The organism is Streptomyces scopuliridis (assembly GCF_042790125.1).
Classification (GTDB): Bacteria; Actinomycetota; Actinomycetes; order Streptomycetales; family Streptomycetaceae; genus Streptomyces; species Streptomyces scopuliridis_A.
In genome coordinates this window covers 1-14,448 of record NZ_JBHTZS010000029.1, presented here as the reverse complement: position 1 = coordinate 14,448, position 14,448 = coordinate 1, and the positions used below count along the sequence as shown (strand labels likewise).

At 67.9% G+C, this 14,448-nt stretch carries 12 protein-coding genes; 4 read left to right on the top strand and 8 right to left on the bottom strand.

Features of this window, described 5'->3' with window-relative positions:
- Nucleotides 1-13 precede the first annotated feature (13 nt).
- The 7 genes from ACFRKB_RS31190 to ACFRKB_RS31160 form a co-directional block, all read right to left on the bottom strand.
- On the bottom strand, nucleotides 14-1,342 hold the full coding sequence (locus tag ACFRKB_RS31190; RefSeq protein WP_383109961.1) for an ABC transporter substrate-binding protein: 1,329 nt from the start codon (nucleotides 1,340-1,342) through the stop codon (nucleotides 14-16).
- Nucleotides 1,342-2,205 (bottom strand): carbohydrate ABC transporter permease, encoded by an 864-nt coding sequence (locus ACFRKB_RS31185; RefSeq protein WP_383109960.1) that lies wholly within the window; start codon nucleotides 2,203-2,205, stop codon nucleotides 1,342-1,344. The genes ACFRKB_RS31190 and ACFRKB_RS31185 overlap by 1 nt, the downstream gene beginning before the upstream one ends.
- Nucleotides 2,202-3,161 (bottom strand): carbohydrate ABC transporter permease, encoded by a 960-nt coding sequence (locus ACFRKB_RS31180; protein WP_383109959.1) that lies wholly within the window; start codon nucleotides 3,159-3,161, stop codon nucleotides 2,202-2,204. The genes ACFRKB_RS31185 and ACFRKB_RS31180 overlap by 4 nt, the downstream gene beginning before the upstream one ends.
- A gap of 14 nt (nucleotides 3,162-3,175) precedes the next feature.
- On the bottom strand, nucleotides 3,176-4,222 hold the full coding sequence (locus ACFRKB_RS31175) for a LacI family DNA-binding transcriptional regulator (RefSeq protein ID WP_383109958.1): 1,047 nt from the start codon (nucleotides 4,220-4,222) through the stop codon (nucleotides 3,176-3,178).
- 252 nt (nucleotides 4,223-4,474) lie between these two features.
- A complete protein-coding gene (locus tag ACFRKB_RS31170) occupies nucleotides 4,475-7,489 on the bottom strand; it encodes a carbohydrate binding domain-containing protein (protein WP_383109957.1) in 3,015 nt (1,004 codons plus the stop codon).
- Between the two features lie 234 nt (nucleotides 7,490-7,723).
- Nucleotides 7,724-7,903: a hypothetical protein gene (locus ACFRKB_RS31165; RefSeq protein ID WP_383109956.1), complete on the bottom strand. Its 180-nt coding sequence runs from the start codon at nucleotides 7,901-7,903 to the stop codon at nucleotides 7,724-7,726.
- Nucleotides 7,904-8,088: 185 nt separating this feature from the next.
- Entirely contained in the window at nucleotides 8,089-9,540 is a 1,452-nt protein-coding gene (locus ACFRKB_RS31160; RefSeq protein WP_383109955.1) for an MFS transporter, read from the bottom strand.
- Between the two features lie 176 nt (nucleotides 9,541-9,716).
- On the opposite strand from ACFRKB_RS31160, the gene ACFRKB_RS31155 reads away from it, so the two are divergent.
- Nucleotides 9,717-10,172, top strand: a complete 456-nt coding sequence (locus tag ACFRKB_RS31155; protein WP_383109954.1) for a MarR family winged helix-turn-helix transcriptional regulator — start codon at nucleotides 9,717-9,719, stop codon at nucleotides 10,170-10,172.
- A 28-nt stretch (nucleotides 10,173-10,200) separates the two neighbouring features.
- Here ACFRKB_RS31155 and ACFRKB_RS31150 read toward each other — a convergent pair whose 3' ends face one another.
- Nucleotides 10,201-11,100 (bottom strand): aminoglycoside phosphotransferase family protein, encoded by a 900-nt coding sequence (locus ACFRKB_RS31150; RefSeq protein ID WP_383109953.1) that lies wholly within the window; start codon nucleotides 11,098-11,100, stop codon nucleotides 10,201-10,203.
- Between the two features lie 141 nt (nucleotides 11,101-11,241).
- Between ACFRKB_RS31150 and ACFRKB_RS31145 the strand changes: the two genes are divergently transcribed.
- The 3 genes from ACFRKB_RS31145 to ACFRKB_RS31135 form a co-directional block, all read left to right on the top strand.
- Nucleotides 11,242-12,333, top strand: coding sequence for an RICIN domain-containing protein (locus ACFRKB_RS31145; RefSeq protein ID WP_383109952.1), 1,092 nt, complete (start codon nucleotides 11,242-11,244; stop codon nucleotides 12,331-12,333).
- A 56-nt stretch (nucleotides 12,334-12,389) separates the two neighbouring features.
- Nucleotides 12,390-12,761, top strand: a complete 372-nt coding sequence (locus ACFRKB_RS31140) for a hypothetical protein (protein WP_383109951.1) — start codon at nucleotides 12,390-12,392, stop codon at nucleotides 12,759-12,761.
- A 163-nt stretch (nucleotides 12,762-12,924) separates the two neighbouring features.
- Nucleotides 12,925-14,448: glyceraldehyde-3-phosphate dehydrogenase (locus ACFRKB_RS31135; RefSeq protein WP_383109950.1), on the top strand; the 1,524-nt coding region annotated here is incomplete at its 3' end.

Sequence of the window (14,448 nt, the reverse complement as noted above, 5' to 3'; positions counted from 1 at the left end):
TTGAGTGCTCGGTTCAGCGCTGATAGCGGTCGAGGATGCGGTTGCCGTCGCCCGCCAGGCGTGCGCGCAGTTCCGCGATGCCGAACGCGTCGTTGTAGTACTCCTGGTAGGCGGGGGTGGCGATCTTGTCCTTCCACTCCGCGTAGCCGCGCACCCCGAGCACCGGGGACGGGCGCAGTCCGGCCGCGACGGCGGCGCCGGTCTTCCATCCGTATGTGTCGGTGTTGAGCGACGGGTCCTTCAGGGCCGTGGTGCTGGTGGGCAACAGCCAGTCGCCGCGAGCCAGTTGAACCTGGTGTTCGGCCTGGGTGAGGAAGGCGATGAAGCCGACCGCCGCCCGCTTGTGCCGGCTGTCCTCGGAGACCGAGAGGGTCTGGGGGATCGTGCCCTGTATCGGTTCCCCGTTGCCGGTGGGCATCGGCAGGACCGTCCAGTCGAAGCCCTTCGGCGCCTGCTGCTGTACCTGCTGGCGGAAGGAGAAGTTGAGCGGAAGCATCGCGTAGCGGCCCGCGAAGAAGCCGGGCAGGGTGTCGGAACCCGACATGCCGAGCCCGTTCCTGGGCGCGGTCCGGTCCTCGTTGACCTGTCGGTCGATCAGCCGCGCGACGGACGAGTCGGCGCTGTCGTAGCGGATCTCGTTCTTGCCGTCCGCGTCCTTGTAGAAGATCCGGCCGCCGGTGGACAGGGACAGGTTCACGGACTGGGCGACCGGTTCCTTCATGGACCAGGCCACGCCGTACTGGTCGGTCGTGCCGTCGTTGTTCCTGTCGCGTGTCAGCTTCTTGCTGACGTCCTCGAACTCGTCCCAGGTCCAGGGCTGTCGGGCCGTGGGGATGCGGACGTCGGCCTGTTCGAGCAGTGCCGTGGCGGCGATGAGGACGCGTGGCTCCTGGAGGAACGGGACCCCGTACGTTCCCTCGCCGTAGGTCGTGGTGTCCCAGGAGGCCCGGGGGATGTCCGCGCGCAGCGACTCCGGCAGATAGTCGTCGAGGTCGGCGAGGTAGCCGCCGTTCGCGAAGTCGGTGAGGTCGGAGGCGTCGTTGTGGATGATGTCGGGGGCCTCACCGCCCTCGAAGGAGGTGAGAAGCTGGTCGTGGATATTGTCCCAGCTGCCCTGCACGTACTTCACCTGGACATCGGGGTGGGTCGCGTTCCACTGCTTCACGAGTGCCTTGTTGGCGTCGACGGACTCCTTCTGCCAGGCCAGGCTGAGGAATTCGAGGGTGATCCCGCCGTCGGAGGAGTCCGGCTCCGGGCCGCCGCCGCAGCCGGCGACCAGGGCCAGCGACAGGGCGGCGGCGCAGGTGGCAAGCCGCTTCGTATGCCTCGTGGGGATACGCATCAGCCCTTCACCGCCCCGCTGAGCATGCCGCCCACGAGCCGGCGCTGGAGCAGCGCGAAGAAGAGCAGGCTGGGGATGGTCGCGAGGACCGAGGCCGCCGCGAGCGGGCCCAGGTCCGCCACGCCCTCGGCGCCGAGGAAGCGGGTGAGGATCACGGACATGGTCTGGTTCTCCGGGGACTTGAGGAGCACGAGGGCGAAGAAGAACTCGTTCCAGGCGGTGACGAAGGAGAACATCAGCGTCGCCACCAGGCCGGGCGCGAGCAGCGGCAGGACCACGCTGACGAGCGTGCGCAGCCGGCCCGCGCCGTCCATCGCCGCGGCCTCCTCCAGGGAGCGCGGCACCGACTTGACGTAGCCCTGGAGCATCCACAGCGAGAAGGGGAGGTTCCAGACGACGTACACGATGATCAGGCCGGCGAGGCTGTCGATCATGCGCAGGTTCTTCAGCACCAGGAACAGCGGGATGATCACCAGCACGAACGGGAACATCTGGCTCACCAGGATCCAGACGGTGCCGGCCTGGCTGACGCGCGTCCTGTAGCGGACCATCACATACGCGGCGGGCACGGCGATCGACACCGAGATCACCGAGGCGCTGACCGCCACGATCAGGCTGTTGAGCGCCGAGTGGAGCAGTGGCTGCGCCTCGAACGCGGCGCGGTAGTTGCCGAGACCGGGGTCGACCGGCAGCCACGTCGGATTGATCGAGCCCAGCTCCTGGGGCGACTTGAAGGACGTGGACACCAGCCAGAGGAGCGGGAAGGCCAGGAAGACCAGAAAGCCCAGCAGCGCCAGATACTGGCCGGCGCGGCCCGCGGCGCGCAGGGCACGGACCTTGGGCAGGGCGGATGTCGCGCTCATGCCGCGTCCTCCTTCAGCTTCTTGCGCAGGAACAGGGTGAGGAGGACCGCGATCACGGCGACCATGAGCAGGCCCATCGCGGCCGCGTAGCCGAACTGGCCGTATTTGAAAGCCTCTTCGTACGCGAAGAGCATCGGAAGCCGGGTCTGCCCGCCCGGACCGCCCTGCGTGAGGACGTACACCAGGCCGAAGGAATTGAAGTTCCAGATGAAGTTCAGGGACGTGATCGCGAGGACGACCGGCTTGAGCGCGGGCCAGGTGACCGTGGTGAAGCGGCGCCACAGTCCGGCGCCGTCCAACTGGGCGGCCTCACGCAGCTCGTGGGGAACGTTCTGCAGACCGGCCAGGAGCACGACCGTGGTCTGCGGCATGCCCGCCCATACGCCGACGGCGATGACCGCGGGCAGCGCGTAGGAGAGGTCGGCGAGCCAGTCGACGTTCTCGCCGAGAAGACCGAGCTGGGTGAGCGTCTTGTTCAGGACACCCGCGTCGGAGTGGTACACCAGCCGCCACATGATGCCCACGACGACCTCGGGCATGGCCCACGGTACGAGCGCCAGCGTCCGGGCCAGCCAGCGGAAACGCAGATTCTGGTTGAGCAGCAGCGCGAGGCCCATGGCCAGCGCGAACTGCAACGCCGTGACGCACACCGCCCAGAGGAGACCGATACGGAAGGACTCCCAGAACAGCGAGTCATGGCGCAGGTCGAGGAGGTTGTCGAGTCCGACGAACTGGGTGGCCGCCGTGCGTCCCGCCTGCGCGTCGGTGAACGCGAGCGAGACGCCGTACAGGAGCGGGCCCACACTGAGCACCAGGATCGGGATGAGCGCGGGTAGGAGCAGGAACCAGGCGCCCCGGTCCAGGCCGAGGGCCTGTCTGCGCTGGGCGTGGGTGCGGGGCGGTGGGGTGCCTCGGCTGCCCGGGACGGCCTTGGCCCGGGAGGCGGTGAGACTCATGGGGACCTCGTCCTCTAGCTGTTGACCGCCGTCGGCGCGGTGGAGGCGCGGACGACGAGGCGGGGAGGGGCGGTGGTGGTGCGGGGAGTCGGGGGGCGCGTGCCGTCAGCTGTGCCGAGGCGCTCCAGAAGGAGTTCGGCCGCGTGCCGGCCGCGCTCGGTGGAGCCCAGGTCGACGCTGGTCAGCGGGGGCCAGCCGGCCTGCGCGAGGAGGCTGTCGTCCATCCCGGCGACGGCGACGTCCTCGGGGATGCGCAGGCCCCTGGAGTGCAGGGCGCGGGCGACGCCGAGCGCCAGCTGGTCGTTGGCGCAGAACACGGCGTCGGGCCGGGAGTCATCGTCGGTCAGCAGCCGCTCGGCGGCCTCGGCGCCCGAGTCGATGCCGAAGTCGGTGTGTACGACCAGCGAGTCGTCGTATACGAGGCCGCACTCCGCCATGGCGGTGCGGAACCCCTTGTCGCGGTTGCGGCCGGGAACCGTATCGGGAGGGCCGTTGACGAAGGCGATACGGCGCCGGCCGGTCTCGTGCAGATGCCGTACGGCCAGGGCGGCGCCCGCGACGGAGTCGGCGCGCACGCTGTCCACGGGCACGTCGTCGGGCAGCGAACCGATGACGACCACCGGTCCGGCCGCGGTGCGCAGCGCCTCGACGTGCTCGTCCGTGATCCGGATGGGGCAGATGATGAGGCCGTCGCTGGTGCGGTCGCCCAGGCTGTGCAGTACGGCGAGTTCATCGTCGACCACGGCGTCGGTGGAGTGCAGCAGCAGCCGGTAACCCGCCGCCTTGGTGACGGACTGGATGGCGCGGACCATCGCGACGTACACCGGGTTACCGATGTCCGGCATGGCGAACGTCAACTGCCGTGTTCTGCCGTCCTTGAGGGAACGGGCCACCGCGTTGGGTACGTAGCCCAGTTCGGCCGCGGCCCGCTCCACCCTCTCGACGGTGTCCCGGCGGGCGCCGAGTCCGTTGAGCACCCGGGACACCGAGGCGATGGACACCTCGGCGCGTTCGGCGATCGACACGATGGTCGGCTGACCGCCGCTCTGTGTCCTCGGCATCGATGTGGCCCCCCGCGTCGTCAACTTCCCGGCTTCTGTAAACGTTTCCGGCAGCTGGAAACGTTTACAGATATTGCTGCGAGGTGTCCTGACCGTCAATAGCCGGTAAATGTGACGCATCTCATGATGCTGCGTCATGGTCACGCCCCGGGGCGGACGCGGGCTCCGGCCCGTGTCCGCCCCCGCGCAACACCGTTGCGCATCTGGCCGCTTGAGTCCTCGCCGCTTGAGTCCTGGCTACGCGAGGCTGGGCTACTTGAGGTACGGCCCGGTGGCGCCGATCTTCCCCGCCCCGTTGAGCACGTACACCCGCGCGTTCCCCTTGCCCGGCGCCGCCACGGTCAGGGTCCCGTTGGAGACCGTTCGCACGTCACCGGTGACGGCGTCCGTGTACGTGCCGTTGGGGATACCGGAGTACGTGGCGCCGTCGGTGACCGTGACGAGTGCGAAACTGTCCGTCGAGCCGTTGGTATAGCGGCGCTTGAAGGCCATGCTGCCGGAGATGCCCTCCGTCGAGTACTGGCCCATCTGCAGCGCGGGCACCGCCCGGCGTATCTCGTTGAGCCGTTGCAGATGTCTGACCAGGGGCTGGTCGAGGGTGGTGGCGACCTGCCCGCTCGCCGACTCGACCTTGCCGAAGTCCGATGCCTTCACGGTTCCCGCGAGATGGTCACCGAAGTACGCGCGCCCGGTGGTGGCCAGCGGGCAGGACGGGCCGCAGTCGATCCGCTTTCCCTTCTGGAACTCGATCTCCGATCCGTAGTAGAGGGTGGGGATGCCGCGGAACGTCCACATCAGGGACATGTTCTCCGCCCACGCGTCCGTTCCGCCCGCGTACCGTTGACTGCTCTTGTTCGGCCCGTAGTCGTGGCTGTCGACGTACACGACGTTGTAGGTCGCGTCGTTGGTGGAGTCGTCGGAGTCCTTGCCGTTGTGGTACGCGTTGGGGGCGTCGCCGAAGTTCATGTGCATGCGCATGTCGATGATGTGCATGCCGGAGAAGCGGCTGCGATCCGGTGCGTGGTACGTGTTTCCGTTCGCACCGGTCAGGAAGGCGTTGTCCGAGGTGGGCTGGTTTCCGGTGCCGAGCAGCTGCTCGTAGTCGTACTGCTCGATCGCCGCCTTCTCGTCGTCCGCGGCGTACTCCTTGCGCTCTTTCCAGGTGTAGAACTGCGCCGAGTGGTTCACCGAGCCACGGTTCCACTTGTCGTTGACGAACGCCGCGACCTCTCCGAACACGAAGAAGTTCTGGGCCGCGGTCGCGCCGAACTTGCTCGTGACACGCTCCTGAATGGCGGGCAGGAAGCGGCGGTTCCAGGTGACGCGCGGGATGTGTACGGCCGTGTCCACCCGGAAGCCGTCGACACCCATGTCGATGTACTTGTTGTAGGCGCCGATCAGGTAGTTCTGTACGGGCGCCGACTCGGTGTTGAAGTCCGCGAGGTCCTCGTGCAGCCAGCAGGAACGCGCGTCCTCGCCCTCCCAGTTGCCGATCCAGCAGTTGTGGTAGTACGCCTTGGGGAACATGCCGGAGGTCGGGTTCGGCCACTGGCAGTTGTAGAGCGTGTAGCCCTCGGGGCTGGAACCGCCCGTGGGCTTGCCCCAGTTGAGACAGGTGTTGCCGGCGGGCTCCGTGGTGGACCAGAGATCGCCGTTGTAGTACGACTTCCCCGACTTCGGGTCGACGGTCAGCCCATCGTATGCGAATCCCTCGTTCTTCTCGTCGTAGTACCAGCTCCACTGGGAGTCGCGGACGCCGTAGACGGTCGGTGTGAACAACCCCTTGGCGCCCCAGCGCGAGGAGTGGTTGTAGACGACGTCCTGGTAGATCTTCATGCCTTTGGCGTGGGCGGCGTTGATCAGGTCCTGGTACGAGGCGCCGTCGGACTCCAGCCGTCGGTCGACCTTGTAGAAGTCGTAACCGTGGTAGCCGTGGTAGTCGTAGTCGGAGCGGTTGAGCACCACGGGGGTGATCCAGACGGCCGAGAAGCCCAGCCCCTTGATGTAGTCGAGCCGGTCGACCAGACCCTTGAAGTCGCCCCGGAACATGGGGTCGTTGTTGGCGGCGTTGCCGGACGCGGTGTGCTGGCTGCCGCCGCGGTTGTTGGAGCTGTCACCGTCGTTGAACCGGGCGGTGAGCACGAAGTAGATCGGGTCCTTGCGCGGATCGGTACCGAGGGGTGTGCCCGCCGCCGGACCGGGCGGTTTCACACCGGTGGTGGCCTGGACGGGGGCCGAGGCCGCGGAGGTGTTTCCGGCCGCGTCCACGGCCTTCACCGTGTAGGTGTAGGTGGTCGTCTCCTCCAGACCGCTGTCGGAGTGGACGGTGGAACCGACATCGGTCACCACCGTTCCTTTGGTGCCACCGACGCGGGTGACCTGGTACGCGGTCACGCCGTTGTTGTCGGTGGACGGTTCCCAGGAGACGACGACGGATACGCCGGTGGCGCTCGCGGTCACCTTCGCGGGCACGCTGGGGGCCTCGGTGTCCGGCGGTTGCGCCGCGCACGGGTCACCGGCGTCCCTGGTGACGGTCCTGTTGCTGACGGTGGTCCGGCCGGTGGTCAGCGCGTAGTTGGCGCCGTTGTTGTTGTCCCACGTTCCGTTGCCGTTGTTGAAGGTGGCCTGCCAGCCGGTCGCGGTGCCCAGGTCGACGGTCTTCCTGACCCAGCCGGTGCAGGCGCTCTCCATGGCGGTGCCGGGCACGGCGGTCCATGATCCGCCCGTGGGTGCCCAATGCAGGTTGTACGCGAACCAGTTGAGGGCGGACGTGGCGTAGTAGACGGTGGCGCTGTTGCCGGTGGGGGTTTCGCCACCGGCGCACGGGTCGCTGTGGGCGATGACCCCGTCCTTGACCGTGAGGGCGCCGGTGCCCAGTGCGTAGTCGGCGCCGTTGTTGTTGTCCCAGGTGCCGCTGCCGTTGTTGAACGTGGCCCGGAGCCCTTCGGCGGAGCCGAGGTCGACCGTCTGCTTCACCCAGTCCGTGCACGCCGGTTCCATCCGCACCCCGGGGACCGTTGTCCACGGTCCGCCGTCCGGGGCGTAATGCAGATACGTGCTGGGCCAGTTCTTGGTCTTGGTGTAGTAGAAGACCGTGGCGGTGTTGGCCACCGCGGCGACCGGCGCGACGACCGGTTCCGGGGTATTGACGGCCCGCTCCGATGCCGGCGGTGCGCCGGGCACCGCCGAGAGGAGCCCCAGCAGACCGGCTGCCGCCACAAGTGCCGTGAGGGAACGCCGCGTCACGCGGCGGAGGTTGCGTCTCATGCGCGTCTCCCAAGGCGAGGTCGCCGTCCTGGACGGCGGTGACCTCTCGCAAGAAGTTCCTGGAACTTGCCGTAATTTCTTGCAGAGTTGCCCCACGGAAGCTACCGGCACATGACAAGGGCGTAAAGGGGCCCCGCGCCGTCGCCGTTCCGGCGAGCCGTCGAAGCGGGTGGGCATTCCAGCGCCATGGCCGGGGTCTGTGCCCCGGCCATGGCGGCTGTCCGCGCCCTACGGTCAGGAGGCGTGGTTGTCGGCGGGAGTGACCGAGGCGTGGTTGTCGGCGGGAGTGACGGACGCGTGGTTGTCGGGCGGAGCGACGGACGCGTGGTTGTCCGCGACGGCGGTTCCGGTGAACGCGCCGACGAGTGCGGTCGCCGCCGCGAGGCTGACCGCGGCTTTCTTCCAACTGTTCATATCGAGTAGTCCTTCGGACCGGGCGCCGAAGCGCGGTGGCTTGTCTCCTTCCAGGGTTCTCGGTCACAGACCGGGCGTCCTTGGCACTGCGTGCACACGTCTAGACGATGCGTCTCCAACGAGCTGCCGCCCGCACTCGGACGTTCTCTCTCCCGGCGCTCTCGTCCCGCCGTTCACGCCAGGGCTCAGGCGGCGGACTTCTCCGGCTCGGGGGCCGAGGGCGACTTGTCCGGACCGGTGGCGACGTGGCGTACGGCCGGGATGACGGCCGCGATCGCCGCGGAGACCACCGCGATGCCGCAGCCGATCAGCAGGCCGGTACGGAAGCCGCTCTCGGATGTGATGCTCTGGCCGCCGAAGCTGGTCGTCATCTGGGAGAGGACCAGCCCGATCACAGCGGCGCCGACCGAGGTGCCCAGAGAACGCATGAGTGTGTTGAAACTGTTCGCGGCGGCGGTCTCCGAGAGCGGGACGGAGCTCATGATGAGCGCCGGCATCGAGCCGTAAGCGAGCCCCACACCGCTGTTGATCACCATGATGGCCAGCATGATTCCCCACGCGGACCCCATCAGCGCGAGTGACAGCCCGTAGCCTCCGGCGATGACCAGGACTCCGCTGAGCAGGGTGACCTTCGGGCCGCAGGCGTTGGTCAGCTTGCCGCCGAGCGGGGAGACGATCATCATCATCACGCCACCGGGCGCCATCCACAGGCCGGACGCGAGGATCGACTGCCCCAGGCCGTAACCGGTGGCCTCGGGGAACTGCAGCAGCTGCGGCATCACCAGCATCCCGGCGTACATCGCGAAACCGACGAAGACCGAGGCGATGTTGGTGAGCAGCACCCGGGGACGGGCCGTGGTGCGCAGGTCGACCAGCGGGTCGGCCGTACGCAGTTCCCACGCGCCCCAGGCGGGCAGCAGCACGACGGCGGCGGCGAACAGGCCGAGTGTGGTGCCCGAACCCCAGCCCCAGTCGGCCCCCTTGGAGATCGCGAGCAGCAGACAGACCAGGCCGGCACCGAGGCCGAGCGCGCCGGGCGCGTCGAAACGCTGCCCCTTGGCGGCGGCCGGCACGCCCGGGATCAGAAACCAGATCAGTGCGGCGATCACCGTGGCGAGTACGGCGGATCCCCAGAAGAGCACCCGCCAGTTCGCGTACTGGGCGACCGCCGCGGCGATCGGCAGGCCGAGTCCGCCGCCGATCCCCATGGAGGCGCTCACCAGCGCGATGGACGAGCTGAGCTTCTCCGTCGGAACGACATCCCGCAGCAGGGCGATGCCCAGCGGCACCATGCCCATCCCCATGCCCTGCAGGCCGCGCCCGATGATCATGGGGATGACGGACGAGGAAAGGGCGCACACGACCGAGCCCGCGATCAGCGGCACCGAGCACGCAAGGAGCATACGGCGCTTGCCGACCAGGTCGCCCAGCCGGCCGACGACTGGCACGCAGACGGCTGCCACGAGGAGGGTGGTGGTGATCACCCAGGTGGCGTTCGACGGCGTGGTGTGCAGAATCCGCGGCAGCTCCGCGATGAGCGGTGTGACCAGTGTCTGCATGATCGCCGCCGTGGTACCGGCGAGCGCCAGCGTGGCGACCACGCCACCCGCGCGGGATGCGTGCTGTGGGGCGTCCATCAGGGGACTCCTATGACTGTGCAACTGACTGGGTGTCCGGAAAGAGCTTGTGCATCATACATATGATGTGCAACAACCACTTTACGTGCAGGATTCATGCGCGTGAGGATGGAGTGCGGGCCGTCCGGACGCGGGTGCGACAATGACCGGCGAGAGAGGCAGGAGGCGACATACGCATGGTCGGGGCCACGCATGAGGTCGAGTACGAGCAGATGCTGCTCAGCCGCCACACGTTCTTGAACCAGAGGGGCGGACGGCGCAAGGACGCCCTTCTGGACCGCAGCGCCTACATCCTGCTCAGCCGCATCCGTATGCAGGGGCCGATGTCGATCGGCGAACTCAGCGACGCCTTCGGGCTCGACGCCTCCACCCTGAACCGGCAGACGGCCGCGACGGTACGCGCCGGACTCGCGGAGCGCATCCCGGATCCCGACGGAGGCATGGCCCGTAAGTTCCGCATCACGCCGGAGGGCGCACGCGTACTCGACGAGGAACGGGAGGGCATCGTCCGCTCGTTGGACCGGGTGATGGCTGACTGGCCGGAGGACGACATCGCCGCCTTCGCCGCCTATCTGAAGCGCTTCAACACCGACATCGAACGGCTCGGCGGCAGGCCCTGGCCCCGCGGGTAGCCGAGCGGACCTCCGGGCCGACGTGGCGTCAGCCCTCTGTCAGCACCGTCCGGATCACATGCCGCGCGTTGTCCGCCATCGCCGGGTTCGTCTTCCGGTAGTACGGCAGCGCGGTCACCGCCTGTGACAGCGTCCGTCCCCGGCCGCGGCGCCAGGTCGCGTCGTCCACGCCGAGTGCCGTGCGGAAGACTTCCCTGGCATCGCCAGGCAGCAGATTCCACGCCGGGAACAGATCGCAGGCCGGATCGCCCACCCCCGTGCACCCGAAGTCGATCACCGAGGTCAGCCTGCCACCGTCGACCAGCAGATTGCCCGGCATCAGATCGGCGTGCAGCCACACCGGCGGCGCATCCCAGCCCGGGGCACGCAGCGCGTCCTCCCATACGGCGGTCACGGCATCGCAGTCGACGCCCTCCTGCGGGATCGCGCGCAGTTTCCCGATCGCCGCCCGGGTCGACGCGTCGAGCGAGGCGACGGGGCCGCCGCGGTAGGCCACCGGGGCTTCCGGAAGGGTGATGCTCCGCATCGTCGCCACGAATCCGGCCAGATCCTCGGCCAGCGGTACGGGCTCGCTCAGCGCACCTGCCACGGGGTTTTCGCCGGCCAGCCACCGGTACACCGACCACGGCCATGGATACCCCTCGGCGGGCTTCCCGGCCCCGAGCACCTCGGGGATGGGCATGGGCAGCAGAGGCGCGAGGCGGGGCAGCCATTCCCGCTCCATCAACACGTCCTCGGCCCCGCCCTTCACCAGCGGCAGCCGTACGACCATGTCGTCGCCCAGCCGGTACATGGCGTTGATCGTGCCGCCGGACGGAAACCGCTCCACCGCCAGCCCTGCCCACCGCGGGAACTGGCCGACGATGAGCCGCCGTACGAGGTCGTTGTCGATGACGTGTTCGTCGGAATGCATCCGCCCTGTGCTCATGGGGTGCCATCCGACCGCCGGAGACCGGTGGGCGTCAAGCTTTTTCGGGCATCGCCCGCAGGGGCATAGCGAGCGATAGTGTGCCGAACAAGGTGGGACCGCACCACCAACACAGCGATCAGATAAGGGGGTTGTTCTGCTATGAAACCGCCCAGACACAGCGGCTTACGCGGAACGTTCGCCGTCCTCGTGGCCGCGCTCGCCGTCATCCTCGGCCTGGCCGCCCAGGCCGGCACGGCTCAGGCGGACGGCACGGCTCAAGGGGACAGCACGGCTCAGGCCGCCGGTACGGGCCTGAGCGGCCTGACGTTCGCGTCGGCCAACGGTGGCCGGAACCTGGACGTGCAGAACGGCAACACCGGGGACGGAGTCTTCATCGTCACCAACTCCGCGCCGGGCTACCACCAGAAGTGGAACGCCACCACGCAGGCCGACGGGTCGTTCACGCTCGTCAACGGCACCACGGGCAAGTGTGTCGAAGCCGCCTATCCGCTCCGGCAGCGGTCCTGCTCCGGATCGTCGGGCCAGCGCTGGTACTTCCAGCCCGTGAACGGCACCACCGACACATTCATGATCCGCAACGCCGGTGACAACAAGTGTATCGATGTCGTCCTGGCGGCCCAGTACGACGACGCCTGGACCCAGACCTACGGCTGCAACGGCAGCAAGGCGCAGCAGTGGAAGATCCCCTCGTCGGCGGCCGGTGACGCGTTGAAGGCCGCGGTGGACTACGCGTCGAAGCGCTGCCAGAAGGACGCGGCGACCTGCTCGTGGACGAAGGGTTCCCAGGCCCCGGCTGAGCCGCTGCCGAAGCAGTGCATCTCTCCCGTCTGGTACAACGGCACCGAGGCGCCGGTGCCGTGGACGTTCTCACTCAACACCTCCACCGGCTGGTCGAGTCAGCTCGGTGTGTCCTTCACCTCGGGCCTCGGTACGGGAGTCGCGAGCCCTGTCCAGACCAGCGTCAGCCTCACCATCTCCGGCCAGGTCAGCTACGACCTGCGGCAGGATCTCGGCAACAGCCTGATGATCACCGTGCCGTCCCGTCACTACGGATGGGTGGCACTGTCGGAGCTGGCGACGAAGGTGACCGGTGAGTGGACCTTCGACGCGAACGGCTTCCCGTGGAAGGCGAACGACACCGTCACCGTCCCCCTGAAGAGCGACGACCAGGGCCGGTCCAGCATCTATCTGGCACAGACCAGCCCGGACTTCACGTCCTGCAACAACTGAACCAGAAGGTGGGCCCCGTTGGAACCACGCGGCGTGCCGTCGCGTCTGTTGCGATCATGAGCGACAGAACCACGCGCGGGACCACGGATACGAAGCCGCGGATACGGGACGCCGCCGGATGCTTCCTCGCCGCCCTCGGCGCGACGACCGCGGCGCTCGTGTGGGCACCGCGGGCCGCCTTCAGTATTGACGGTGGATTCGAGGGCCATGCCCGCGATCTGAGCGTGCTCTTTGTCGATCTGCCGCTCATCGTGCTCGGCGGCGCTCTCGTTCCGGCTGTCTCCTGGGCGCTGACCATGAAGTGGATACATCGCCCCTGGGTGGCGGCACTCGCGGCCCTGGCCGCGCTCGCGCTCGGGGTATGGGGACTCACCGAGTGGTGGACCCCCCGCCAGCACCCGGACCCCGGCTACGGCCCCGGAATCTGACGGCGGTCACGCGCTCACGCCTCAGGTCGAGTTCGAGGATGGCCGCTCGTCCAGGCGCGGGCAGGGCGCTGAGGCAGGGCGTCCGGCCCAGGTGGGACCGTTTGAATGATCAAAACAGCGAGGGGTTACCATATGAGCACCGCCTAGCTCGAAAGATAAATCTGTGACTGTCGCTGAGGAATCGTTCACCAACTGGAAGAACCGTGAGGAGATCGCGGAGGCGATGATCCCGATCATCGGGAAGCTGCACCGGGAGCGGGACATCACCGTCCTGCTCCACAGCCGCTCCCTGGTGAACAAGTCGGTGATCAGCATCCTCAAGACGCATCGGTTCGCCCGGCAGATCGCCGGCGAGGAGCTCTCGGTCACTCAGACGCTTCCGTTCCTGCGAGCCCTCACGACGCTCGATCTCGGCCCTTCGCAGATCGACATCGGCATGCTCGCCGCGACGTACAAGGCCGACGACCGGGGCCTCTCGGAGGAAGAGTTCACCGCCGAAGCCGTCGCAGGCGCCACGGGTGACAACAAGATAGAGCGCCGCGAGCCGCGCGATGTCGTGCTCTACGGGTTCGGCCGCATCGGCCGTCTCCTCGCCCGCCTGCTCATCGAGAAGACCGGTTCCGGCAACGGCCTGCGGCTGCGTGCCATCGTCGTACGCAAGGGCGCCGGCCAGGACATCGTCAAGCGCGCCTCGCTGCTGCGCCGTGACTCCGTCCACGGCCAGTTCCAGGGCACGATCACCGTCGACGAGGCGAACAGCAAGATCATCGCCAACGGCAACGAGATCAAGGTGATCTACTCCGACGACCCGACGTCGGTGGACTACACGGCCTACGGCATCAAGAACGCCATCCTCATCGACAACACCGGCAGATGGCGTGACCGCGAGGGTCTGTCCAAGCACCTCCGCCCCGGCATCGACAAGGTCGTCCTGACCGCGCCCGGCAAGGGCGACGTCCCCAATGTCGTCCATGGCGTCAACCACACCATGATCAAGGCGGACGAGCAGATCCTGTCCTGCGCGTCCTGCACCACCAACGCGATCGTCCCGCCGCTGAAGGCGATGGCGGACGAGTACGGTGTTCTGCGCGGCCATGTGGAAACCGTCCACTCGTTCACCAACGACCAGAACCTGCTGGACAATTACCACCAGTCCGACCGCCGAGGCCGCTCGGCGCCCCTCAACATGGTCATCACCGAGACCGGTGCCGCCTCCGCCGTCGCCAAGGCGCTGCCCGACCTCAACGCAAGGATCACCGGCAGCTCGATCCGCGTTCCGGTGCCGGATGTCTCGATCGCGATCCTCAGCCTGCAACTCGCGCGTGAGACCAGCCGCGAGGAGGTCCTCGATTACCTCCGTAACGTGTCGCTGAACTCGCCGCTCAAGCGTCAGATCGACTTCATCAGCGCCCCCGACGCGGTATCCAGCGACTTCATCGGCTCGCGCCACGCCTCTATCGTGGACGCGGGTGCCACCAAGGTCGAGGGCGACAACGCGATCCTCTACCTCTGGTACGACAACGAGTTCGGCTACTCCTGCCAGGTCATCCGCGTCGTCCAGCACGTCTCCGGCGTGGAGTACCCGACGTACCCGGCCCCGGCTCAGGGCGCGGGCGCACCAGCCGATGAGCACGGCGTTCACCAGCGCGCCGAGACCGATGGCGACGAAGAGCATGGAGCTGTGGTC

Bases quoted from the DNA above. Each gene is read 5' to 3' on its own strand.
- ACFRKB_RS31180 (WP_383109959.1), bottom strand. From the start codon at position 3,161: ATGAGTCTCACCGCCTCCCGGGCCAAGGCCGTCCCGGGCAGCCGAGGC.
- ACFRKB_RS31165 (WP_383109956.1), bottom strand. From the start codon at position 7,903: ATGAACAGTTGGAAGAAAGCCGCGGTCAGCCTCGCGGCGGCGACCGCA.
- ACFRKB_RS31160 (WP_383109955.1), bottom strand. From the start codon at position 9,540: ATGGACGCCCCACAGCACGCATCCCGCGCGGGTGGCGTGGTCGCCACG.
- ACFRKB_RS31190 (WP_383109961.1), bottom strand. From the start codon at position 1,342: ATGCGTATCCCCACGAGGCATACGAAGCGGCTTGCCACCTGCGCCGCC.
- ACFRKB_RS31145 (WP_383109952.1), top strand. From the start codon at position 11,242: ATGAAACCGCCCAGACACAGCGGCTTACGCGGAACGTTCGCCGTCCTC.
- ACFRKB_RS31150 (WP_383109953.1), bottom strand. From the start codon at position 11,100: ATGAGCACAGGGCGGATGCATTCCGACGAACACGTCATCGACAACGAC.
- ACFRKB_RS31170 (WP_383109957.1), bottom strand. From the start codon at position 7,489: ATGAGACGCAACCTCCGCCGCGTGACGCGGCGTTCCCTCACGGCACTT.
- ACFRKB_RS31175 (WP_383109958.1), bottom strand. From the start codon at position 4,222: ATGCCGAGGACACAGAGCGGCGGTCAGCCGACCATCGTGTCGATCGCC.
- ACFRKB_RS31140 (WP_383109951.1), top strand. From the start codon at position 12,390: ATGAGCGACAGAACCACGCGCGGGACCACGGATACGAAGCCGCGGATA.
- ACFRKB_RS31155 (WP_383109954.1), top strand. From the start codon at position 9,717: ATGGTCGGGGCCACGCATGAGGTCGAGTACGAGCAGATGCTGCTCAGC.
- ACFRKB_RS31185 (WP_383109960.1), bottom strand. From the start codon at position 2,205: ATGAGCGCGACATCCGCCCTGCCCAAGGTCCGTGCCCTGCGCGCCGCG.